22 protein-coding genes and 1 pseudogene are annotated in these 22648 nt (G+C 73.9%); 12 read left to right on the plus strand and 11 right to left on the minus strand.

All coding sequences use genetic code 11. The annotated features are described in order from the left end of the window. Positions 1-71: 71 nt before the first annotated feature. On the minus strand, positions 72-614 hold the full coding sequence (locus tag ACZ4V1_RS08470; RefSeq protein WP_468331347.1) for a hypothetical protein: 543 nt from the start codon (positions 612-614) through the stop codon (positions 72-74). Positions 615-693: 79 nt separating this feature from the next. Further along, positions 694-1479 (minus strand): glutamate racemase, encoded by a 786-nt coding sequence (locus tag ACZ4V1_RS08475; RefSeq protein ID WP_468331350.1) that lies wholly within the window; start codon positions 1477-1479, stop codon positions 694-696. Positions 1480-1518: 39 nt separating this feature from the next. On the opposite strand from ACZ4V1_RS08475, the gene ACZ4V1_RS08480 reads away from it, so the two are divergent. Beyond that, positions 1519-2730, plus strand: coding sequence for a glycosyltransferase (locus ACZ4V1_RS08480; RefSeq protein WP_468331353.1), 1212 nt, complete (start codon positions 1519-1521; stop codon positions 2728-2730). A 22-nt stretch (positions 2731-2752) separates the two neighbouring features. On the opposite strand, the gene ACZ4V1_RS08485 is transcribed toward ACZ4V1_RS08480, so the two are convergent. Continuing rightward, positions 2753-4057, minus strand: a complete 1305-nt coding sequence (locus ACZ4V1_RS08485; protein ID WP_468331356.1) for a TerD family protein — start codon at positions 4055-4057, stop codon at positions 2753-2755. Between the two features lie 300 nt (positions 4058-4357). Between ACZ4V1_RS08485 and ACZ4V1_RS08490 the strand changes: the two genes are divergently transcribed. The 4 genes from ACZ4V1_RS08490 to ACZ4V1_RS08505 all read left to right on the plus strand — a co-directional run bounded on the left by ACZ4V1_RS08490 (position 4358) and on the right by ACZ4V1_RS08505 (position 9034). Next, entirely contained in the window at positions 4358-4798 is a 441-nt protein-coding gene (locus tag ACZ4V1_RS08490; protein WP_279563018.1) for a DUF6643 family protein, read from the plus strand. A gap of 42 nt (positions 4799-4840) precedes the next feature. Then, positions 4841-5668 (plus strand): MOSC domain-containing protein, encoded by an 828-nt coding sequence (locus ACZ4V1_RS08495; protein WP_468331359.1) that lies wholly within the window; start codon positions 4841-4843, stop codon positions 5666-5668. A 204-nt stretch (positions 5669-5872) separates the two neighbouring features. Then, positions 5873-6478, plus strand: a complete 606-nt coding sequence (locus ACZ4V1_RS08500) for an Rv1733c family protein (RefSeq protein WP_468331362.1) — start codon at positions 5873-5875, stop codon at positions 6476-6478. Positions 6479-6586: 108 nt separating this feature from the next. Further along, positions 6587-9034: a right-handed parallel beta-helix repeat-containing protein gene (locus ACZ4V1_RS08505; RefSeq protein WP_468331365.1), complete on the plus strand. Its 2448-nt coding sequence runs from the start codon at positions 6587-6589 to the stop codon at positions 9032-9034. Between the two features lie 169 nt (positions 9035-9203). Here the strand turns inward: ACZ4V1_RS08505 and ACZ4V1_RS08510 are convergent, their stop codons facing one another. Continuing rightward, entirely contained in the window at positions 9204-11606 is a 2403-nt protein-coding gene (locus tag ACZ4V1_RS08510) for a hypothetical protein (protein ID WP_468331368.1), read from the minus strand. A gap of 304 nt (positions 11607-11910) precedes the next feature. On the opposite strand from ACZ4V1_RS08510, the gene ACZ4V1_RS08515 reads away from it, so the two are divergent. Beyond that, positions 11911-12732 (plus strand): DeoR/GlpR family DNA-binding transcription regulator, encoded by an 822-nt coding sequence (locus tag ACZ4V1_RS08515; protein WP_468331371.1) that lies wholly within the window; start codon positions 11911-11913, stop codon positions 12730-12732. Between the two features lie 163 nt (positions 12733-12895). Continuing rightward, positions 12896-13369, plus strand: a complete 474-nt coding sequence (locus ACZ4V1_RS08520) for an SRPBCC family protein (protein WP_468331375.1) — start codon at positions 12896-12898, stop codon at positions 13367-13369. A gap of 50 nt (positions 13370-13419) precedes the next feature. Here ACZ4V1_RS08520 and cds1 read toward each other — a convergent pair whose 3' ends face one another. Beyond that, positions 13420-14544 carry an L-cysteine desulfhydrase Cds1 gene (gene cds1 / locus ACZ4V1_RS08525; RefSeq protein WP_468331378.1) on the minus strand — a complete coding sequence of 375 codons (1125 nt, stop codon included), beginning with the start codon at positions 14542-14544 and terminating at the stop codon, positions 13420-13422. Positions 14545-14891: 347 nt separating this feature from the next. Here cds1 and ACZ4V1_RS08530 point away from each other — a divergent pair, with 347 nt between their 5' ends. Together ACZ4V1_RS08530 and ACZ4V1_RS08535 are read left to right on the plus strand one after the other, a co-directional pair. Continuing rightward, positions 14892-15215, plus strand: a complete 324-nt coding sequence (locus ACZ4V1_RS08530; RefSeq protein WP_468331381.1) for a hypothetical protein — start codon at positions 14892-14894, stop codon at positions 15213-15215. Between the two features lie 184 nt (positions 15216-15399). Then, positions 15400-15930: an ATP-binding protein gene (locus tag ACZ4V1_RS08535; protein WP_468331384.1), complete on the plus strand. Its 531-nt coding sequence runs from the start codon at positions 15400-15402 to the stop codon at positions 15928-15930. Positions 15931-16044: 114 nt separating this feature from the next. On the opposite strand, the pseudogene ACZ4V1_RS08540 reads toward ACZ4V1_RS08535, so the two are convergent. Beyond that, positions 16045-16274 (minus strand): annotated as a pseudogene (locus ACZ4V1_RS08540) (ABC transporter ATP-binding protein); the annotation flags it as partial. Further along, positions 16271-16555, minus strand: a complete 285-nt coding sequence (locus ACZ4V1_RS08545) for an SHOCT domain-containing protein (protein WP_468331387.1) — start codon at positions 16553-16555, stop codon at positions 16271-16273. The gene ACZ4V1_RS08545 and the pseudogene ACZ4V1_RS08540, both read right to left, overlap by 4 nt. Positions 16556-16934: 379 nt before the next feature. Between ACZ4V1_RS08545 and ACZ4V1_RS08550 the strand changes: the two genes are divergently transcribed. Continuing rightward, positions 16935-17030, plus strand: coding sequence for a tautomerase family protein (locus tag ACZ4V1_RS08550; protein WP_468331390.1), 96 nt, complete (start codon positions 16935-16937; stop codon positions 17028-17030). A gap of 42 nt (positions 17031-17072) precedes the next feature. Next, positions 17073-17471 carry a VOC family protein gene (locus tag ACZ4V1_RS08555; protein WP_468331394.1) on the plus strand — a complete coding sequence of 133 codons (399 nt, stop codon included), beginning with the start codon at positions 17073-17075 and terminating at the stop codon, positions 17469-17471. 32 nt (positions 17472-17503) lie between these two features. Here the strand turns inward: ACZ4V1_RS08555 and ACZ4V1_RS08560 are convergent, their stop codons facing one another. Together ACZ4V1_RS08560 and ACZ4V1_RS08565 are read right to left on the minus strand one after the other, a co-directional pair. Continuing rightward, positions 17504-18742 (minus strand): ROK family protein, encoded by a 1239-nt coding sequence (locus ACZ4V1_RS08560; protein ID WP_468331397.1) that lies wholly within the window; start codon positions 18740-18742, stop codon positions 17504-17506. 64 nt (positions 18743-18806) lie between these two features. Beyond that, entirely contained in the window at positions 18807-19475 is a 669-nt protein-coding gene (locus ACZ4V1_RS08565; protein ID WP_468331400.1) for an alpha-ketoglutarate-dependent dioxygenase AlkB family protein, read from the minus strand. Between the two features lie 245 nt (positions 19476-19720). On the opposite strand from ACZ4V1_RS08565, the gene ACZ4V1_RS08570 reads away from it, so the two are divergent. Next, positions 19721-20854, plus strand: coding sequence for a methyltransferase (locus ACZ4V1_RS08570; RefSeq protein WP_468332309.1), 1134 nt, complete (start codon positions 19721-19723; stop codon positions 20852-20854). On the opposite strand, the gene ACZ4V1_RS08575 is transcribed toward ACZ4V1_RS08570, so the two are convergent. Together ACZ4V1_RS08575 and ACZ4V1_RS08580 are read right to left on the minus strand one after the other, a co-directional pair. After that, the gene (locus ACZ4V1_RS08575) at positions 20844-21704 is read right to left on the minus strand and encodes a class II fructose-bisphosphate aldolase (RefSeq protein ID WP_468331404.1); all 861 of its coding nucleotides are present in this window, start codon (positions 21702-21704) and stop codon (positions 20844-20846) included. The two genes, ACZ4V1_RS08570 and ACZ4V1_RS08575, sit on opposite strands and share 11 nt — an antisense overlap. Positions 21705-21763: 59 nt before the next feature. Further along, entirely contained in the window at positions 21764-22645 is an 882-nt protein-coding gene (locus ACZ4V1_RS08580) for an SIS domain-containing protein (protein ID WP_468331406.1), read from the minus strand. Positions 22646-22648 lie beyond the last annotated feature (3 nt).

Below are 22648 nucleotides of genomic sequence, written 5' to 3' on the forward strand. Positions count from 1 at the left end.
GCGGGTCTCGGGTGGCGGGAGGGAGGGCGGAACGGGTCGGCGCACCTCCCCCGCCCGGAATCCCGCGGCGCTCAGTGCGCCGGGCCGGGTGCCTTCGGGCGCAGTCGGTCCTTGATGACCTGGACCGCCACTTCCGCGTCGTCCACGGTGATCGTGAAGGTGTGGCCGTCCCACAGCCGCAGGATGACGCCCTCCCCACGCCGTACGACGACCGCGGTGCCCTTCTCGGGCCGCCAGCGGTAGCCCCAGCCGCCCCAGTGGCGCGGGGTGACGTGCGGGGCGAACTCGGCGCCCGCGACGTGGGAGAGGGGGATGCGGCGCCGGGGCAGGCCCATGTGCCCGCAGCGCACTTCGAGGCATTCGTCGTCGACCCTCAGCGCGACGTGCACGAACGCCAGCGTGCCGAAGAGCACCAGCAGGCCCGCCGCGATGCAGCCGACGACCGCCATGGCCAGCGGGGCGACGCCGGACTCCCAGGCCGAGTCGACGGCCAGCGCGATGCCGAGCGCCATGCAGGCGGCGCCGATGAGCGCCAGGAGCCACTGGACCCGGTTGGTGGCGCGTCCGGTCCAGACGTCCGGCTGGGGGGTGGTCTCGCCGCGGCGATGCCTCATGGATACGAGATTACTCATGTTTCGCTGTGCGGGTACCTCGTCGCACAGGGTGACTGGGCCGACCGGGCGGACCCGCCGGTCAGCGGGCGGGGGTGACCGCGCGCAGGAGCCGGCCCTCGTCGTAGGCCAGCGCGGGCGCGGGCAGCGTTCCCTCTCGTCCGCTCAGCAGGACGGTGAGGGTGCCCTCGGCCGGGGCGCCGGGGTCGGGACGGGCGCCGATCCGGCGCAGCGCCTGGGCGGCGACCGCACCGGCGGAGCCGTGCAGGACGAGGCGCGGGGCGCCGGGACGCTGAACGGCGGCACGGATGCGTTCGGCGACCAGTTCGTAGTGGGTGCAGCCCAGGACGACGGTCGTCACGGCGTCGGGTGTCAGGGCGGCCGCGGCGGCGACGGCCGCGCCGATCGCGGTCTCGTCCGCGTGCTCGACCGCGTCGGCGAGCCCCGGGCACGGCACCTCGGTGACCTTCGCGTCGCCGGCGAACGCTTCGATGAGCCCGCGCTGGTAGGGGCTGCCGGTGGTGGCGGGCGTCGCCCAGATCGCCACGGGGCCGCCGCCGGCCGCGGCGGGCTTGATCGCCGGGACGGTGCCGATGACCGGCAGGGCGGGCTCCAGCCGGGCGCGCAGCGTGGTCAGCGCGTGCACGGTGGCGGTGTTGCAGCCGACGATCAGGGCGTCCGGACGGTGCGCGGCGGCGGCCTCGGCGACCGCGAGGGCCCGTTCGGTCAGGTCCTCGGGGGTGCGCGGGCCCCAGGGCATGCCGTCGGGGTCCAGGGAGAGGATGAGATCGGCGTCCGGTCGCAGGCGCCGTACCGCGGCGGTGGCCGCCAGCAGACCGATTCCGGAGTCCATGAGCGCGATCTTCACCCGGCCACCATAGACGATGCGCCGCCGCGGGCCGGTGCCGTGGGGCAGACTGCGCACGTGAGCGCCGAAGCGTGGACTTCCGTCGTGACTGTCGTATCCGCCCTGTCCCTCGCCTCCTGGCTGTGGCTGCTGCTCGCCCGGGGTTTCTTCTGGCGTACGGACGTCGGGCTGCCGGACCGGGAGGAGCCCGGCGCCTGGCCCTCCGTGTGCGTAGTCGTTCCGGCGCGTGACGAGGCGGCGGTCCTGCCCGACAGTCTGCCGTCGCTGCTCGCCCAGGACTATCCGGGGCGGGCGGAGGTCTTCCTGATCGACGACGGCAGCACGGACGGCACGGGTGGGCTGGCGTGCGAGCTGGCCCGGCGGCAGGAGGGTCTGCCGCTCACCGTGGCTTCGCCGGGGGATCCGCCCGCCGGCTGGACGGGCAAGCTGTGGGCGGTGCGGCACGGTATCGACCTGACACGCGCGCGTGAGCCCGAGTACCTGCTGCTGACGGACGCCGACATCGCCCACGCGCCGGACAGCCTGCGCCGGCTGGTGGCGGCCGCCCGCACCGGCGGTTTCGACGTCGTCTCGCAGATGGCCCGGTTGCGGGTGGAGAGCGTGTGGGAGCGGCTCGTGGTGCCGGCCTTCGTCTACTTCTTCGCGCAGCTGTACCCCTTCCGGTGGATCGGCTCGAGGGATACGCGGACGGCGGCAGCGGCGGGCGGCTGTGTGCTGCTGCGCGCGGAGACCGCCGAGCGGGCGCGGATCCCGGACGCGATCCGGAACGCCGTCATCGACGACGTGGCCCTCGCCCGGGCGGTCAAGGGCGGCGGCGGACGGGTCTGGCTGGGACTGGCCGACCGGGTGGCGAGTGTGCGCCCGTATCCACGGCTGCACGACCTGTGGCGGATGGTCTCGCGCAGCGCGTACGCGCAACTGCGGCACAACCCCCTGGTGCTCGTTGGAACGGTCGTCGGCCTGGTCCTGGTGTACATCGTGCCGCCGGTGTCGGTGTTCGTGGGGGCGGCGGCGGGGAGTACGGCGGCGGCGGTCCTCGGCGGCGGTGCCTGGCTGGTGATGGCGGGGACGTACGTGCCGATGCTGCGCCACTACCGGCAGCCGCTCTGGCTCGCTCCGCTGCTGCCGTTCACCGCGTTCCTGTACCTCCTGATGACGGTCGACTCGGCGGTGCGGCACTACCGGGGGCGCGGCGCGGCCTGGAAGGGCCGCACCTACGCCCGTCCGGACGCCGTGCCGGACGAGGGCTGAGCGCCCGCGCCGGCGAGGGCGTTCACTTGCGGCCGGGGGTCCAGTTCATGCCCCATCCGTAGGCGTGGTCGACCGTCCGCTGCGGGCTCACCCCGCGGTCGGGCACCAGGTAGCGGGCCTCACGCTGGACCACCAGGTCACTGCCGGTGTTGGTGATCAGCGCGAGGGCACACACCGTCGAGGGGACCGTGCACTCGTCGAGGGAGAAGTCGATCGGGGCGCCGTACTGCGGCTGGAGGGTGACCGTGGCGTGCAGGTCGGCGAAGGAGCGGGCCCCCTGGTAGATGGTGACGAAGACGAGGACGCGCCGGAAGTGCTGCTTGTGGTCGAGATTGACGGTGAGGTTCTCGCCGGTCGACACGGCGCCGGTGCGGTCGTCGCCGTCGAGGTGGATGAAGGGCGGCTGGTGCAGGGACCCGAAGGCGTTGCCGAGAGCCTGGACGACTCCCTTGCTGCCGTCGGTGAGTTCGTACAGGCAGCACAGGTCGAGGTCGAGGTCGTCGTGCATGGCCACCGGACGGGCGAGCTTGCGGGCCCAGCCGGAGAACTGCTTGCGCACCTGCCAGTTGAGGTTGACGCGCATGGCACCCGAGGTGCCGCCCTGCTTCGTCAGCGAGACCGAGGGCGCCGCCTTGGTGAGCGTGACCTTGGTCAGGCGGACCGGCTCGGCGGAGGGCGCCACCGGTGGGGACGGCGGGGCGGCGGCCGGTGGTGTCGCGGCCGGGGCCGGGGGTGCCTGAGGGGGCGTGGTGACGGTGGGGGCCGGGGGCGCGGGCGGGGCCGCCGGGGCGGCCGGGCTCGCCTGCTGCGGCTCGTCCACCGAGATGCCGTAGTCCGTGGCCAGACCCTCGAGCCCGCTGTCGTATCCCTGGCCGACGGCGCGGAACTTCCAGGCGCCCTGGCGGCGGTAGAACTCGCCGAGCACGAAGGCCGTCTCCACGGTCGCGCCCGGATTGTCGAAGCGGGCCGCCACGGTGTTCCGCGCGGCGTCGCGGACCTCGATGTACAGATCGGGGACCTTGCCGAACGACCCGCCGTCCGAGGAGGCCGCGAGGATCACGGTCTCGATCGCGGGCTCCACGCGCGCGAGGTCGACGAGCAGGCTGTCGGTCACTCGGTCGCCGGCGTTCCGCTTGCCCTCGTGGCTCACCGCGCCGGAGGAGTGCGCCGGCTGGTTGTAGAAGACGAAGTCCGCGTCGGAACGGACCTTCCCGCCCACCAGGAGCAGGGCCGAGGCGTCCGCGTCGGGCACGCCGGGGCCGGACCGCCAGCCCAGTTCCACCCGCAGCGCCGTCGTCGGCACCGGGGTGTTCGATCCCTTCGACATTGACATGTCCGCCCCCATTCACGTGTCACCGAACCGGGCTGCGTCCCGGCGGTTCGCCAAGCTTTCCGCGCCCAACCTATTCCCCCTGTCACCCGCCCCTCCCCCACGAGGAGTGCGGGAGACGCGCGGCCAACCGCCGGTAACCCGCCCGGAACTCGGCCTTTACCGCTAGATCGCGTTGCGCGATGCCCCATTTTGCCAAGTTCGCTCACATTGGGGATCCCACGTCACCGCGGACACGGAAAACAACCCTCTTATCGGTCTCCCCAACCAGCACATCGTGGGCTTAACTTATGTGCCATGACCTCCCCCCGCTCCACTTATGGCGGCGGCTATTACTCCGCCTCCTTCCCGGACACTCCGATCTACGACTCGCTCGTGGCCGAGCGGGGCACCCCGCAGATCGCCCCGATCCGGGTCCCCGCCGCCTACGACGCGCCGGGCAGTCACCTGCCCGCGCTCCCGTCGGCTCTGCCCGCCCTCCCGGCGGGCCCGTCCCAGCCCTCCTACGGCTACCCGCAGCAGGCGCCGCAGCCCGCCCCGCTGCAACAGGCCCCCGCCGCGTACATCCCGCACCAGGCGACCGCGCCGCGCGGGTACCCCGGCCCCCAGCAGCCGCAGCAGCCCCGCCCGGCCGCGCCCGGCCCCGCGGGGTACGAGGCGATGCGTCCCGCGGCTCCCCGGCCGGCCCCCGCGCCGTATCAGGATCCGTACAACCAGCAGCAGTACCGCGGCTACTGAGCCGTTCCCGGAGTCGTCGGTGCCGCCTGGCACGATGACCTCATGGGGAACGCGCGACTGCAGTCGATCCACGTCCATCCGGTCAAGGCGTTGCGGAGCCTGTCGCTCCGGGAGGCCGTCGTGGAGCCCTGGGGGCTGACCGGAGACCGCCGCTGGATGCTGATCGACCACGGGGGAAGGGTCGTCACGCAACGACGGCAGCCGCGCCTCGCCCTGGCCGCCGCCGAGCTTCTGCCCGGCGGCGGCGTCCGGCTGTCCGCGCCCGGCCGGGAGCCGCTCACCGTGCCGGTCCCCCGTGCGGGGAGCACGTTCGTGACGCAGCTCTTCCGCGACAAGGTCGAGGCGCTCCCCGCGGAGGGCGAGGCGGCGCACGCCTGGTGCAGCGCCTTCCTCGGCGCGGACGTGCGGCTGGTGTACCTGGACGACCCCGCCACGCGCCGGCCCGTGGACCCGCAGTACGCGCGGCCGGGCGAGACCGTCTCCTTCGCCGACGGCTTCCCACTGCTGCTCGTGACCACGGCCTCCCTCGACGCCCTCAACTCCCTGATCGCCGAGGGCGCGCACGCGGACGAGGGCCCGCTGCCCATGAACCGCTTCCGGCCGAACCTGGTCGTCTCCGGCACCGGCCCGTGGGCCGAGGACGGCTGGTCCCGCATCACCGTCGGCGAGGTCGCCTTGCGGGTCGCCAAGCCGTGCGGCCGGTGCGTCGTGACGACCACCGACCAGGGCACCGCCGGGCGTGGCAGAGAACCCCTGCACAGCCTCGGGCGGCACCGCAGCGTCAACGGCAAGCTGGTCTTCGGGCAGAACCTGGTCCCCGCCGCCCGCGGCACGGTCCGGGTCGGCGACCCGGTGCGGATCGTCGAGTGACGCCCCGTTTCCCGGGGCGGGTTCCGGACACCGGTTGGAATCCCGGAACCGGCTCCGCGGCCCGCGCGTTGGACGTCCTGAGACGTTCATGAGCATTCCGGCCGCGAGCCCCGACGAGAGGCGATGGCGCGCTCTCCCGGACCGTCCCGCGCGCGAGCGGCTCGGCGGGGAGGTGCGGTACGGAGCGGGAAGGGAGTGCGGATCGTGCGGGCGATCAGCGGGCTCTGGCGCTGGCGGCACAATCCCCTGTGCCGCGCGACCGACCGGGCCGAGGCGTGGGTGGCGCTGGCGGGACTGCTGCTGATCCTGTTCGCGGCCCTCCTGACCGGCGCGCTGGTGGGCGGTGCGGCGCAGGACGCACTGCAGCGGTCGGTACGCGACCAGCACGAGTCCCGGCACCGGGTCACGGCCACCGTGGTCCGCGCACTGGAGCGTCCGCCCCTGACCGTCGACCCCGAGGGCACTTCCGCCGGGGACCGGCGCGGTCGTGTCCTCGCCGAATGGACCGCACCGGACGGCTCGCGGCACGAGGGCTCCGTCATGGCGCGCGTCGACGACCCGGCCATCGGCGACCGCTTCGCGATATGGACCGACGGACAGGGCCGGACGGTGGCCCGCCCGCTGGACTCCGCGACCGCGACGACCCATGCCGTGCTCGCCGGTTTCGGTGCCGCCGTGGTGGCAGCCGCCCTGGTCGAGACCGGCAGGCGGATCGTCGTGTGGCGCATGGTCCGCCGCAGGTACGCGTACCTGGAGCAGGAGTGGGACCGGGCCGGCCCGGACTGGGGCAGGACGGGCGCGGGCAGTTGACGGGCTTCCGCCTCCGGTCAACTCACCAGCTGTGCGCACGCTACGGTGGACCGGCCGAACCGAATCGGCGACGACCCGCGTACGACGAGGTGGGGGCACAGCAACGCCATGGCACAGGGCACGGTCCAGGTGACGCACACCGGTACCTCGCGGTGGCGGCGCCGCACAGGTGAGTACGCATCGCTCGCCGCCGCCCTGGAGGCCGCGGCCGACGGTGACGTCCTCACCATCGCCCCCGGGACCTACCGGGAGAACCTCGTCGTCCAGCGGGCGGTGACCCTCCGCGGGCCCGAGGGCGTCCAGGGATCGGTACGGATCACGCCGGTCGACGGCGTCCCGCTGACCGTGCGCGCCTCGGCGGTGATCCAGGACCTGCACGTGGAGGGCCAGGACGCGGCGGCGCCCGCGGTGCTCGTGGAGGACGGGACACCGGAGCTGCTGGACCTGCGGGTCGTCACGCGTTCCGCGTCCGGGATAGAGGTGCGCGGCAGCGCACGGCCGACGGTGCGGCGTTGCACCGTCGACAATCCGGCCGGTGTCGGTATCGCCGTTCTCGACGGCGGCGGCGGTGTGTTCGAGGAGTGCGAGGTCGTCTCGGCCGGTCAGGCTGGTGTCGCGGTGCGCTCCGGGGCGCACCCCCGGCTGGACCGCTGCCGGATCCACCACGCCGCGGGTTCGGGCCTGACGGCGACGGGTGAGGGGTCCTCGCTGGAGGCCGTGGGCTGCGAGGTGTACGAGGTACGGGGCAGCGGCGTGCAGGTCACCGGCCGCGCCACCGCCCATCTCACCGACTGCGACGTGCACCGCACCACCGGCGACGGCGTCACGCTCGACACGGACGCCGTTCTCACGCTCGCCGACTGCCGTATCCACGACATCCCGGAGAACGCGGTCGACCTGCGTTCCCGCTCCGTCCTCACCCTGACCCGCACCAGCGTGCGGCAGTTCGGGCGCAACGGCCTGTCGGTGTGGGACCCGGGCACCCGGGTGGACGCCAACCAGTGCGAGATCTTCGACAGCACCGGCGACTACCCGGCGGTCTGGGTCAGCGACGGCGCGACCGCGGTGCTCGACTCCTGCCGGGTGCACGACGTACCGGACGCGCTGTTCGTCCTGGACCGCGGTTCGCGCGCGGACGTCGTCGACAGCGACCTGTCGCAGGTGCGCAACACGGCGGTGTCGGTGAGCGACGGTGCCACCGCGCAGCTCGACGACTGCCGCATCCGGGACGCGGCCACCGGCGCCTGGTTCCGCGACCACGGCAGCGGCGGCACCCTGAACAACTGCACCCTGGACGGCAACCGCACCGGTGTGATCGTCACCAAGGGCGCCGACCCCACCATCGAGCGTTGCACGGTCGACTCCCCTTCGGAGGCGGGCGTCTACGTGTCGGCCGGCGGCCGCGGCAGCTTCCTGAACTGCCGGGTGACCGGCAGCGCCGGCTACGGTTTCCACGTGATCGACGGCTGCCGTACGACGCTGCGGAAATGCCGTACGGAGCGGTGCGCGCGCGGCGGATACGAGTTCGCGGACGGCGGCCCTGACACGGCGTACGACTCCGGTCCGCTCGTCGAGGACTGCACCAGCGACGAGAGCGGTGGCCTGACACCGCCTCCCGCGCCGGAGCCCGTCGTGCAGACGGTGAGCCAGACCCCCGGCCTGCTGGGCACGATCCCGGGGCAGCGCAGCACCGAGCAGGAGCCCCTGCTCGCGGGCGCCGGTCCGCAGGAGCCGACGCGGACCTCCAAGGCCGTCCTCGGCGAACTGGACGCGCTGGTGGGCCTGGACAGCGTCAAGCGCGAGGTGCGGGCCCTGACCGACATGATCGAGGTGGGCCGGCGCCGGCAGCAGGCGGGTCTCAAGGCCGCGTCGGTCAAACGCCATCTGGTCTTCACCGGCTCCCCCGGCACCGGCAAGACGACGGTCGCCCGGCTGTACGGCGAGATCCTCGCCTCCCTCGGTGTGCTGGACAAGGGGCACCTGGTGGAGGTGTCCCGGGTCGACCTGGTCGGCGAGCACATCGGCTCCACGGCGATCCGCACCCAGGAGGCGTTCCAGCGGGCGCACGGCGGCGTGCTGTTCATCGACGAGGCGTACGCGCTGTCCCCCGAGGACGCGGGCCGGGACTTCGGCAAGGAGGCCATCGACACGCTGGTGAAGCTGATGGAGGACCAGCGCGACGCGGTGGTGGTGATCGTTGCGGGGTACACGGCGGAGATGGAGCGCTTCCTCTCCGTCAACCCCGGGGTCGCGTCCCGTTTCTCACGGACCATCACCTTCGGCGACTACGGGCCCGGAGAGCTGCTGCGGATCGTGGAGCAGCAGGCCGACGAGCACGAGTACCGGCTCGCGCCGGGCGCGTCCGAGGCACTGACGAAGTACTTCACGGCGATCCCCAAGGGCCCGGCCTTCGGCAACGGCCGTACCGCACGGCAGACTTTCGAGGCGATGGTGGAACGGCACGCGAGCCGGGTCGCCCAGGTGGCCGATCCCAGCACGGACGACCTGACCCTGCTGTACGCCGAGGACCTGCCGGAGCTGCCGGAGCTGCCGTAGCTGCCGTAGGAAGACCACCCGCCGGGGCCGCGGTGGCAGCCCCGGCGGGTGCGGATCCATACGGAACCTCGGATCCACACGGAACCTCGGGTCCACGCGGATCCTCGGGTCCACGGGGGCCGCGGGGGTCCGATCGCCCCGGCAGACCTCAGCGGTCCCTCATCGGTCCTCAGCAGTCCTCGGGCCCGCCGTCCGCCGCCGGGACGGACGCCGGCCGGTCGGTGTGGCGCGGCGCCGGTACCTCCGGGCGCAGCCGGGCCAGCAGCCGCTGCCGTTCCTCGGCGAAGGCCGGGTCGGCCTGGTAGTCGGAGTGGCCCAGGATCGGCGCGGGCAGCGGGTGGAGTTCGGTGCGGCCGTAGGTGAGCGGGTCCTTGAGGGGGGCGCGGTCCACCGCGGGGCCCGAGTCGCCGGGCAGCCGCATCGGACCGCCGATCGGGTCGGTGCGCCGGTACAGGTTGCGCCAGCAGTCGACCTCCTCGTGCAGTGAGGCGAGCGCGGCCGGTCCGAAGTGGGCGGGGAACCAGCGGCCGTACAGCCGCTCCAGGGGTGAGCCGTAGGTGAGCAGGGCGACCCGCTTGCGTGCCGCCGGCTCCAGCTGCCAGGCCGCCGAGGCGGCCAGCACGCTGCCCTGCGAGTGGCCCGAGATGACCAGCCGCCCGCCGGTGGCCCGGGTCCAGGTCGCCATCCGCCAGGTCAGGTCGGGCACGGCGCGCTCGGCGTAGCAGGGCGGTGCGAAGGGGTGGGCGGCGCGCGGCCAGAAGGTGCCGACGTCCCACAGGATGCCGATGGTGCGCCGCGCGGAGGCGTCCTTGTAGGCGCGCCTGCCCCAGGTGACGAACAGTATGAAGCCGAGGCCGACGAGCCAGGAGCCCAGCGCCTGCGCGGTCTGTGCGGCCCCGTGCACGACGGGGTACGTCCCGCGCGCGGCGTCGCCGGGTACCTGGTCGGTCGTCAGGGCACCGACGAGGGCTCCGGCACCGAGCAGCAGCGTGGCGGCGGAGACGATGGCGACGAGGAGGGGTGCCCGGTCGGTGAGGGCGGCCATGGCGCGGGTGAGCGCGATGCGTCGGGTGCGCCCCGGATCCCCCGCCTCCCCCGGATGGTCGTCGCCCTCCACGGCGTCCCGTTCGGCGCGGGCCAGGCGCCAGGTGTGCCGGGCGAGCGCGGCGCAGAGCAGGGATACGACGACGAGCAGGGGTGGGATGACGGACGCCTGCCAGGTCAGCAGGACGGGCGGGCCGTCGATGGAGGCGCCGGTGCCGTCCAGCCAGTCCGACACGCGCTGGGAGACACCGCCGGACATCACGCCGCCCAGCGCGCAGGCCAGCATGGCGACGGCGGGCCCGCCGAGGCCGCGGACGGCGGCGCGGTCGTCGGGCAGGCTGCGGTGCAGCAGGTGCGCGGCCACGGCGAGGGCGATGACCAGCAGACCCTGCACCAGGGCGATGCCGCCGAAGGTCATGTCCCCCGGCAGCCGCCCGGCCGACCGCCACTCGGGGCGGGCCCAGCCGCCGTACACGAGCGCGAGGACGAACAGGACGAGGGCGGCGAGCGGCAGGCGACGTACCAGGTGCTCGTCGAGTTCCCGGTCGAGGCGGTTCTCGCTGCGGCCCCGGCGGCAGACCACCGCGACCACGACGACCGCCCCTGCGGCGAGGGCCGCCTCCAGGACCCAGCCCAGTGTGTCGAGCAGCGCGGGCCCGCCCGGCCGGCGGTCGAAGCGGGCCGCCGGTGCGCCGACCGCCGCGGCGACCGTCAGCAGGGCGGCGGCGGTGTGGGCGGCGCGCAGCCGGGCCACCAGGCGGCGCCCGTACCAGAACCCGGGCCGGCCGAGGGCGGTGCGGGAGGGGTCCGCCTCGGGGTCGGTCTCTCGGTCCATCGGCTGCTGGGATTCGTACGCCCGCCAGGTACGCAGCGACAGGTACCACAGGAGGCCGGTGAGCGCGGCGGGCACCGCGGCGGCGAGGGCGAGCCTGCGGCCGGGCGGGCTCCACCAGCCGCCGTCCGACATCACCGGCGACAGGAAGCCCAGCCAGGAGTGCCGCTCGGCGCACGCGCGCGTGCCCGCGCACTGCCAGGCCACGAGGTCGAGCGCGACCTCGCAGGCCGCGGCGACCAGCAGCACCGTCAGAGTGAGTCCCGCGAGCCGCACGAGCAGCCCGTAGAGGCGGACCGTCCGGATCCGGCCGTGTGCGGTGGGCCGCATCCAGTGGGCGAGGTTGACCACCATGAAGGGCAGGAGCAGCAGCCACAGGGCGCGGGTGCCGTTGCCGGAGGTGAGGTTGCACCAGACGTAGGCCTCGGGCACCGGCCGGCCCCGGTAGTCCTCGGGCCGGGACTCGGCGTCGGCGTCCTCGGTGCGCCGGAAGACGGCCGCGATGTGGTCGCCGGTGATCCGCACGGTCCGCGGGTCGTCCAGCATCTCGGCGGGTGTCGTGCCGCCGACTCCGTGCACCAGGAGCTCGAGGGCGGTGCCGGTCCTCCCCTCGCTCCCGCCTTCGCCGCCTGTCCCGTCGCGCGGTCCGGAAGCGTCCCGTCCGCCTGTTCCGGCCCGTTCCTGTGCCTGTTCCACTCTCCGCACTCCCCCGTGACGCGCCGTCGGCTCTGTCCGCGCGGGCACCAGGATCTCCGCTGAGCGGGCGTCGCACACCCCTCGGCACGGAATCTCCCCGAACCGTGTGACGGTGACGCCGGGATGGGTGGACTGGAGTCGGTGTGGTGGGTGAGTGGCATGTGCGCGGCGTGCAGGCGGTGGCGCGGCCCGTGCCGGGGCGTGCGAGGATGGGACGTCCGCGCACCGGAGCGGGGGAACTCCTCGTCGGAGCAGGTGCGCCGGGTGTGTCGGACGGTTTCGCGGCGAAAGGACCGAAGCGTACGTGAGTGAGAACCCGAACCTCCTCGCGGAGCAGCGGCGCGCCCTGATCCTCGACGAGGTGCGCCGGCGGGGCGGAGTCCGGGTCAACGAGCTGACCCGCAAGCTCGGCGTGTCGGACATGACGGTCCGCCGCGATCTCGACGCGCTGGCCCGGCAGGGCGTCCTGGAGAAGGTGCACGGCGGCGCGGTCCCGGTGGTCGAGGCGAGCACGCACGAGCCGGGGTTCGAGGCCAAGTCGGGTCTGGAGCCGACCGCCAAGGAGGACATCGCGCGGGCCGCGGCGGAACTGGTCGCGCCGGGCGCGGCGATCGCCCTGTCGGGCGGCACGACCACGTACGCGCTGGCGCACCGGCTGCTGGACGTGCCGGATCTGACGGTGGTCACGAACTCGGTGCGGGTGGCCGACGTCTTCCACGTGGCGCAGCGCACCTCCGGGGCGCGGCAGGGTGCGGCCACGGTGGTGCTCACGGGCGGTGTGCGGACTCCGTCCGACTCCCTGGTGGGCCCGGTCGCCGACCAGGCGATCGCGACGCTCCACTTCGACGTGCTGTTCCTCGGCGTGCACGGGATATCGGCCGAGGCCGGTCTGTCGACGCCGAACCTCGCGGAGGCCGAGACCAACCGGCGGCTGGTGCAGTCGGCGCGGCGTGTCGTGGTGGTCGCCGACCACACCAAGTGGGGTGTCGTGGGCCTGAGTTCGTTCGCCGCCCTGGAGCAGGTGGACACGCTGGTGACCGACGCCGGCCTGCCGGCGGACGCCCGTGCGGAGATCGCGGAGCACCTGGGACTGGTCGTGGCGGGCGAGCCGGAGACGGCCGACTGACCTCGGTGAACGCCGTCGGGCGTTCCTGGTCCTGCCCCGAGAAACGCCGTGGTGCCGCCGTGGTGCCGTCCGGGTCCCGCTGACACCCGGCGCGGCCCCGGCTATCGTGACGCCTCCCGGCCGATCGTCCGCGTGCGCGGTTTCGCTCAAGGGGGTTGTGCTCATGGTTCGCCGTCTGCGTCCGGTGGGTCTCGACTTCGTCGAGACCGCTCCGGTGCGCCTGATCTTCGCGCGCGAGATCTCCGCCGCCCCTGATGTGGTCTTCCGCGCGCTCGCCGAGGACGTACCGGGCTGGACGGCTTGGTTCTCGGCGGTGACGTTCGCCCGGCCCGTCGGTGAGGGCGCGGGCCGCGAGATCCGTCTCAAGGGCGGTACGCGCTTCGTGGAGACGGTGCTGACGGCCGAGCGGCCCGAGGTGTACGCCTACCGCGTGGACGTCACCAACGCGCCCGGCGCCCGGGCCGTGGTCGAGGAGTGGCGGCTGACACCGGCCGGGGCGGGTACGCGCGTGCGGTGGACGTTCGCGGCGGACGGTACGGCGCCGTTCCGGTTCGTGCTGAACCGCGCGCGTCCGGGTCTGGGACGGGCCTTCCGGGACGCGGTCACCTCGCTGGACCGGCGGCTCACCCGCCCGTAGCACGCCGCCACCCGCCACCCGCCCCGCGGCCCACGGCTCGTCGCGCCGGGTCAGCCGGGCCAGGTGCCCGTGTGCAGCAGTGATTCGATCGCCGCCGTGTACGGGCCGATGTCGAGGCCCTGTTCGGCGAGCCAGGCGTCCGAGTAGTACTTGTCGAGGTACCGGTCCCCCGGGTCGCACAGCAGCGTCACCACGCTCCCCTGCCGCCCCTCCGCCACCATCTCGGCGACGATCTTCAGCGCGCTCCACAGCCCGGTGCCCGTGGAGCCGCCCGCCTTGCGGCCGATGGCCTGTTCCAGGGCGCGGACGGCCGCCACGCTCGCCGCGTCCGGCACCTTCATCATGCGGTCGATGGCGCCGGGTACGAAGCTCGGCTCCATACGGGGCCTGCCGATGCCTTCGATCCGGGAGCCGCAGTCGCAGGTGACGTCCGGGTCGCCGGTGGTCCAGCCCTCGAAGAAGCAGGAGTTCTCCGGGTCGGCGACGCAGACGCGGGTGTCGTGCTGCATGTAGTGCACGTAGCGGGCGAGGGTCGCCGAGGTGCCGCCGGTGCCGGCCGTGGCGACGATCCACGCCGGTTCGGGGAAGCGTTCCAGCCGCAACTGCCGGAAGATCGACTCGGCGATGTTGTTGTTGCCGCGCCAGTCCGTGGCGCGTTCGGCGTAGGTGAACTGGTCCATGTAGTGGCCGCCGGTCTCGGCCGCGAGGCGTGCGGACTCCTCGTACATCCGGCGGGAGTCGTCCACGAAGTGGCACCGGCCGCCGTGGAACTCGATCAGGCGGATCTTCTCGGGACTGGTCGTGCGCGGCATGACCGCGATGAAGGGGACGCCGATCAGCTTCGCGAAGTACGCCTCGGAGACGGCCGTGGAGCCGCTGGACGCCTCGATCACCGGGCGGTCCGGCCGGATCCAGCCGTTGCACAGGCCGTAGAGGAAGAGCGAGCGGGCGAGGCGGTGTTTGAGGCTGCCGGTGGGGTGGGTTGACTCGTCCTTCAGATAGAGGTCGATGCCCCACCGCTCGGGCAGCGGGAAGAGGAGCAGGTGGGTGTCGGCCGAGCGGTTGGCATCGGCCTGGACCTTGCGCACGGCCTCTTTCAGCCATGCGCGGTAGGCGGTGTCGCTGTGGTCGACGTCGAGGGTGGCGCCGGTGCGGGTCTGCTGGGGGGTGCTCACGACGGGGCTCCTTACGCTGCGCGCCGACGGCGCGTCGCGCGGCCGACGCCTCGATCATAGGCACCTTCCACACGCTTCTCACCTGCATAAACACAGCTTTGGGAGCCTCAAAGGCACCCCTGGGGGCCAGGGGCCGGCCCGGTGGGGGCGCATTCGCGCGAGTGCTCCGGCCGCCTCCGGAAAGAGGCGGCGCGTACTGGTGCTCGACGCGGGGTACGGGCAGACTGCCAGCGGGCGGGACCGGGGTTCCCGCCGCGGGCGCACACTGGAGCACGACACGAGCCGGCCGGTACGGGCCCAGCGAGGTGCACGGTCCGGCAACCGACGCGCACGAGGGGGGCGACGGCATGGCGGAGCCGGAGTTCAGGGCCACGGGGGTGCGGATCGGCAAGCGGCTGCGCTCACTCACCGAGGGCGGAACGGTCCGGATCAGCGGTGGCCGGGTGGAGTTGCTCACCAGCTACGGCAGTGAGATCGACAGCGCTCCGGTGCAGGCGGTGCGCGCCTCCCGGCCCTGGTTCGCTCCTCAGGACCGGGCCCTCGCCGACCTAGACGGCAAGCGGTACCTGCTGACGCTCGGCGAGCGGGACCCCGCGCCGGGTGAGCCGGGACCGCCGGCTGCTCGCCGTTTCATCGAGGCGGTGCGCAGGGCGGCCGGGCACCACGGTTGAGATGTCCGTAAGTTGCGGTGCCTTACCCCTTGCGTCACGCTGGTCTCACGTCACTCTGGGTTTACCGGCGATAACGCTGCGAACCAGCCCGCCGGCCTTGGCAGCAGGCGGCGGCGTGCCGCGTGCGCCCTGCTGGATCCGAACTCCGTGTTCTTCCGGACCTCTATGTCGGGGAGTCGCAGCCGTGATCAGTCACCCAAGCAGACACTGCACGGTAGAGCTCCAAGCCCTGCCGTCGCGGATCGGCCAGGTCCGCAGAATCGTATCTGCGCAATTGCGCTACTGGCATCTGGATCTCCTGATCGACCGGGCAGCGCTCGGCGTCACGGAGTTGTTGACCAACGTCCATCTCCATGCCCGGCCCGACAAGACGTGCACCGTGGAGATAGAGCTGCTCCTTGACCGGCTCACCGTCTCCGTGCGCGATCACGACCCGCGTCTGCCCGTGGTGGACGACGCCGAGCCGTTCGCGACCTGCGGACGCGGGCTCTCCATGGTGGCGGCGATGAGCGAGAGCTGGGGTGCCCGGCCGGACGGCGAGTCCGGCAAGGTCGTCTGGTTCACGCTCCCGACGCCCGCCGCCCCGCCCGTCTCCGCACGCCCGCCGCGGCGCCTGGTCGAGGAGGTGCCGGCCGCCGCCTTCGCGGACGTGGAGCACGCGGTCGACCTGGGCAGGTCCCAACCCGCTCCCGCCCGGTCGGCCGTTGCCGGCTGACCGGGCGGTGACCCTTCGCCGCCGCGGGCGGAGCGGGCGGAGCGGGCGGTACGGTACCGGCCGTCGCCGCCCGGCGGACGGGACCGGCGACGCCCCCGGCCACCGCCCCTCGCCGTCGGTGTCGCCGATGCGCGCGGTGCCCGAGGTGAGCGTGTCCGGTCCGGCCGCGCAGTGCGTCAGGGTGGGCTTGCCGGAACCCGAGGGCCCGTCACGGCGGTGAAGCGGCCGGCCGGGAAGTCCACGCCGACCCCGTCCAGGGCCTGTACGGCGGTGTCGCCACCGCCGTACACCTTCACGGGGTCGACGACCCGGACGGCGGTCCGGGCGGCGGTCGTCGGGGTCATGCCGCACCGCCGTTGCCTTTGCGGCCGAACTGCTCGTCCAGCACGGACAGCCGGCGCCAGTACTCGTCCTCGTCGATCTCGCCGGAGGCGAAGCGGTGGCCGAGGACGCTGATGGGTGAATTGTCGTCGACGGTGGGCGGCCGCCCCGGGCCACGGCGTCCGCGCCAGACCGTGCGGCGCAGCAGGGTGATGCCGCCTGCGATGACCAGCGCCCAGATGACCGGGAAGAACAGGATCCACGGGCCGGGCCCGCCGTCGCCGAAGTGTGCCAGGATCTGCATGTCGTCCAACTCCTCGGTAGCGATGTCCTCGGTGACGTCCTCGGTGACGTGCCGGTGACGTCCTTGTTCGTCGCTTCCGAGCCTCGCCCCCGGGACGGGTCCGGGTCGTCGTACGGCCAGCGGCAGTGTGCCTACCTCGCGAGGAGTACGCGCCGGGTCCGCTGCTGCTTCCCGCGCTCCTGATCGAGTCCGCCCGCGGGCTGCCGTCGGGAGCGCGGGCACGCGGGCACCAGCCCGCCGGCGGGTCTGGAGCGCGCGGGCGCCGGCCAGGGCACCATGTGCCGCCGGTCGGGCGGGTGCGTCGCCCGTGGCCACCTGTTCCTCGCCGGCCGCAGGCTGCCCGGTGAGGGACCGCCGGCCTGCCGTACGGAAGGAGGCGTTGTACCGGCGGATCGCCGAACTCGCCGAGGCGTACCCGAGTGCCGAACCCCGGGACGCCTTCGTCGTCCTCACCGAGAACACCTTCGCCGACTGATCGCCGGGGCCACGGGCGCGCCCGGCGCGTAGGCTCGGGCCCATGCTGAGACTTGGTATCCCCGTCATCGGCGTCACGGACGTGCCGCGCGCGGTGGCGTTCTGGACGGCCGCTCTGAACCTGACCGCAACCGAGGAGTGGGCGAGCGAGACGTGGCGCACGCTCGGCCACGCGGACGGTTCCGGCCGGGCCCTCGGCCTGCTGCGCAGCGAGTCACCGGCCGAGCCGCGCCCCCGGCTCCACCTCGACCTGTTCACGGACACGGCGGAGGAACAGCGGGCGGAGGTGCGGCGGCTGATCGGGCTCGGTGCGCGGGCCGTCGACTGGGACCTCTACCCGCCCGACCCCGACTTCGTCGTCCTGGCCGACCCGGACGGCAACATCTTCTGCGTCGTCGACCTCAGCCACGCCCCCAGCGGCGGCGACCGGCCGGCACCCTGAACCCGCGGGCCGCTCCGGCCGGACGCGGCCCGCTACCCCAGCGCGGCCAGCGGGTCGTCCAGGACCGGCTGCCAGGCCAACTCGGCCGCGCCGACCAGGCTGTTGTGGTCCAGAATGCTCGGCAGGATCGGCACCCCTCCGCTCTGGCCCCACAGGCTGCGGTCGGCGACGACCGCGCGCAGACGCCCGGGATCGGCGTCGAGGAGTGCGCGGTGGAGTCCGCCGAGGACGATGCGGTCCGGGTTGAGGATGTTGACCAGGCCGGCGAGGCCCAGGCCGAGCCGGTCGATGAGGGTCTCGGTCGCGGTGCGGACGGCCGGGTCGGCGTAGTGACCGCGGATCAGGTCGATGGACTGCTGGAGCAGGGACACCTCGGGTCCGGGCTCGCGGCCGGCCGCCGTGAGGAAGGCCAGCGGGTCGGTCTCCACGTCCAGGCAGCCGTGGCCGCCGCAGTGGCAGGGGCGGCCCTCGGGGTTGACGGTGAGGTGGCCGACCTCCAGGGCGAGGCCCGAACTGCCCATGTGCAGGCGGCCGTCGAGGACCAGCGCGCCGCCGACCCCTCGGTGCCCGGTGGCCACGCAGAGCAGGTCGCGGGCTCCGCGCCCGGCGCCGTGCCGGTGCTCGGCGAGCGCGGCGAGGTTGACGTCGTTCGCGGCGAACGCGGGGCCGTCGATACCGGCGGCGCGCACCTGTTCGGCGAAGATCCGCCGCACGGGCGCGCCCGCCGGCCAGGCCAGGTGGAGCGGGTTCAGGGCCAGGCCCTCCGGTTCCGCCACGGCGGACGGTACGGCGAGTCCCGCACCGACGCAGCGGCGCCCGGTCTCCCGGAGGAGTTCCGCGCCCGCCTCGACGACGGAGCCGAGCACCTTCGCCGGGTCGGCGTCGACCACCTCGCAGCCGGGCGCGGTGGCGACGATCCGGCCGCCGAGGCCGACCAGGGCGGCACGGAATCCGTCGGCGTGGACCTGGGCGGCCAGCGCGACGGGCCCGTCCTCGGCGACCGCGAGGCGGTGCGAGGGGCGGCCCTGGGAACCGGCCGCGGCACCGGGCCGTGCGTCCACCCGGATCAGGCCGAGCGCCTCCAGTTCGGCGGCGACCGCGCCGGCCGTGGCCCGGGTCACGCCGAGTTCCGCGGTGAGGACGGCCCGGGTGGGGGCGCGTCCGGTGTGCACGAGCTCCAACGCGGGTCCGAGCGCGCCGCGCCCCCGGTCCAGCCGCGTCCTCGAGGTGGTCCCTTCCCCCGCCGTCCGGGGGTCCGCCTTGCCGCTCATGAGGGGGAGTCTCCCATGATCCGCGGGCGCGGGGCCCTATGGTCTGTCCGGATGGCCTGTCCGGTCAGCACACCCGGCCGGACTCGAGGCCGCTGGCCCGGAGCGTGATGTTCAGCCGCCCGGTGAGCCCCAACTCGGGTGGCGCGGTGCCCGGGTGCACCCTGGGGACCCCGTGGTACGCGAGCCTGGACGGCCCGCCGAAGACGAACAGGTCGCCGCTGCGCAGCTCGACGTCGGTGTAGGGGCGGGTCCGGGTCTCGGGGTTGCCGAAGCGGAAGACACAGGTGTCTCCGAGGCTGAGGGAGACCACGGGCGCGTCCGACCGCTCGTCGGCGTCGCGGTGCATACCCATGCGGGCGTCGGCCTCGTAGAAGTTGATCAGCGCGATGTCGTACGGCGTCTCCCGCACCGCGCCGGCGCCGAGCGCGTCGGTCACCGCCCGGCGGGCCAGGTCTCCGAGCCAGGCCGGGAAGGGCTTCACCGGCGCGCCGTCGCCGTCGACGACGGTGCGGGCGTAGGCGTACGGGTACCAGTGCAGGCCCAGGCAGACCTGCCTCGCGGTCATGGTGCCGCCGCCGGGAGTGCGGACCGTGCGCAGTCCGGCCGGTGGGCGGGCCCACTCGCGGCAGGCGTGCAGCAGTTCGCGCTGCGGTCCGATGCCGAGCCAGTCGGGCACGTGGACGGCGCCGGGCGCGGTCTCGGTACGGCTCCTGGGGAACAGCTCGGCGTCCATGTCACCCATCCTGCCCGCCGCCCCCTGCACTCCGCTCCTGCCCGCCACCCCCTGCACTCCGCTCCTGCCCGCCGCCCCACTGCACTCCGTTCCTGCCCGCGTCTTCCTTCGCCACGCTCCCTCCTGCCTCCCCTGCACCGGGCTCCTGCCGCACCTCGCGCCCCGCAGGTCCCTGGCTCCGCCCGGCACTGCCTGAGCTGCGGCTCGGCTAGCCTGGACGCACGATGAACGACCGCAGCGACCGTATGACGACTCCGTGGGGCGAGCACGTGCTGGCCCGCTTCCCCGAGGACCCGCGCGACCGGCTCCGTGCCTGGGACGCCTCCGACGAGTATCTGCTCGGACACCTCGCGGAGCAGGGGGTCCCGCTGTCCGGCACGGTCGTGGTCGTCGGCGACCGCTGGGGAGCGCTGGTCACGGCGCTGGCGGCGCACCGGCCGGTGCAGATCACCGACTCCCACCTCACGCGGGAGGCGACGCGCGCCAATCTGGAACGGGGCGGCGCCGAGCCCGGCGCCGTGCGGCTGCTCACCACCCAGGACCCGCCGCCGGACCGTGTCGACGTGCTGCTGGTGCGGGTGCCGAAGAGCCTGGCGCTGCTGGAGGACCAGTTGCTGCGGCTGGCACCCGCGCTGCACGAGGGCACGGTCGTCGTCGGCACGGGGATGGTCAAGGAGATCCACACCTCGACGCTCAGGCTGTTCGAGCGGATCGTCGGGCCGACCCGGACCTCGCCGGCCGTGAAGAAGGCCCGGCTCGTCTTCGCCACGCCCGACCTCTCGCTGAAGCGCCCCCCGAACCCGTGGCCGCTCGGCTACCGGCTCCCCGACGACGTCGGGCCGCTCTCCGGCCGGCCCGTCGTCAATCACGCCGGTGTCTTCTGCGCCGACCGGCTCGACATCGGCACCCGGTTCTTCCTCCGGCACCTGCCGGGCGCCGGCCGCGCCCGGCGGGTGGTGGACCTGGGCTGTGGCAACGGCGTGGTCGGTACGGCGGTGGCGCTGGCCGACCCCGGGGCCGAGGTCCTGTTCACCGACGAGTCCTTCCAGGCCGTGGCCTCGGCGGAGGCGACGTACAAGGCGAACGCGGCGGCGGGGCAGGCGGAGTTCCGGGTCGGCGACGGACTGGCGGGGGTGCCGGACGGCAGCGTCGACCTGGTACTCAACAACCCGCCCTTCCACTCCCACCAGGCGACGACCGACGCCACGGCGTGGCGGATGTTCACCGGGGCGCGGCGCGTGCTGCGCCCCGGCGGTGAGCTGTGGGTGGTCGGCAACCGGCACCTGGGCTACCACGTCAAGCTGCGGCGCCTTTTCGGCAACAGCGACCTGGTGGCCAGTGACCGGAAGTTCGTCGTGCTGAAGGCGGTCAGGAAGTAGCCCGGGCGACCACCTGCACCATCGTCGCCACCGTGCGCACCATGGCCTCCCTGCCCGCGGTGAGGTAGCCGCGCGAGTCGACGGCTTCGGGGCGGGCGGCGAGGTACTCCCTGATGGCGCCGGTCATGGCGATGTTGAGCGCGGTGCCGACGTTGACCTTGGAGATGCCGCCCGCGACCGCCGCGGCGAGTTCGCCGTCCGGGACTCCGGAGGAGCCGTGCAGTACGAGCGGCACGTCCAGCGTGCCCGACAGTTCCTTGAGCAGGTCGTGGTCGAGGGCGGCGGTACGCGTGGTCATGGCGTGGGAGCTGCCGACGGCGACGGCCAGGGCGTCCACGCCGGAGTCCGCGACGAAGGCGCGCGCCTCGGCGGGGTCGGTGCGGGCGCCGGGCGCGTGGGCGTCGAGGGGCGGTGCGCCGTTCTTGCCGCCGACCTCACCCAGCTCGGCCTCGATCCACAGCCCCTGGGCGTGGGCCCAGTCGGCGGCGGCCCGGGTAGCCGCGAGGTTCTCCGCGTACGGCAGCCGCGAGGCGTCGTACATGACCGAGCTGAACCCGGCGTCCCGGGCCTGGCGCAGCAGGCCGTCGTTCTGGATGTGGTCGAGGTGCAGGGCGACGGGCACGGCGGCGCCCTCGGCGGCGGCGACGGCCGCGCGGGCCAGTGGCAGCAGACGGCCGTAGCGGTACTTCACGGCGTTCTCGCTGACCTGGAGGACGACGGGCGTGCGCGCGGACTCGGCGCCCGCGACGACCGCCTCGATATGTTCCAGGGTGATGACGTTGAAGGCGGTGACGGCGGAGCGCGCGGCGGCGGCGCGGCCGACCAGGTCGCCGGTGGTGGCGAGGGGCACGGTCTCTCCCTTCCCGCACGTCGGGGCGCGGGTGTCGGGGGTCGGTGTCGGGACGGACGTCAGGGGGCGAGGATCACCGAGCGGGTCAGGTGGCGGGGCCGGTCCGGGTCCAGGCCCCGGGCGGCGGCGACGGCGACCGCGAGGCGCTGGGCGCGGACCAGTTCGGCGAGCGGGTCGAGATCCCCGGGCACCCACAGGGCGCCGGTGTCGCGGACCTGGTCGGCCAGGCCCTCGGGCGCCTCGCCGAACATCCAGGTCGCCGTGCCGGCGGTGCTGATGCTGATGGGGCCGTGTCGGTACTCCATGGCCGGGTAGGCCTCGGTCCAGGACAGGGATGCCTCACGCATCTTCAGGCCGGCCTCGTTGGCCAGTCCGACGGTCCAGCCCCGGCCGAGGAAGGTGAACTGGGTGCGCTCGACGAGCCCTTCCGGCAGCTCGGCCGCGAGTGCGGCGTGCGCGTCGGCGACGACGGCGTCGGTGTGCAGGCCCAGGTGGGCGCGGAACAGGGTGAGAGCGGTGGTCGCGAACCGGGTCTGCACGACCGACCGTTCGTCGGCGAAGTCGAGGACCACCGCGTCGTCGGCGGCGGCCATGACGGGGGTGTCCGGGTCGGCGGTGAGCGCGACGGTGCGGGTGTGTCCCCCCACATCCGTGAGCAGTTCCAGTACTTCGGTGGTGGTGCCGGAGCGGGTGAGGGCGACGACCCGGTCGTACGCGCGGCCCCTGGGGAACTCGGAGGCGGCGAAGGCGTCCGTCTCGCCCTGGCCCGCGCCCTCACGCAGCGCCGCCGCGGCCTGGGCCATGAAGTACGAGGTGCCGCATCCGACGATGGCCACTCGCTCCCCCGCCGCCGGGAGCACCGCCGTGTGCCGTGCCGCCTGGGCGGCGGCGCGTGTCCAGCACTCGGGCTGGCTGTTGAGCTCGTCCTCGACATACGTCATGCC

Source organism: Streptomyces sp. NPDC028991, from assembly GCF_055564775.1.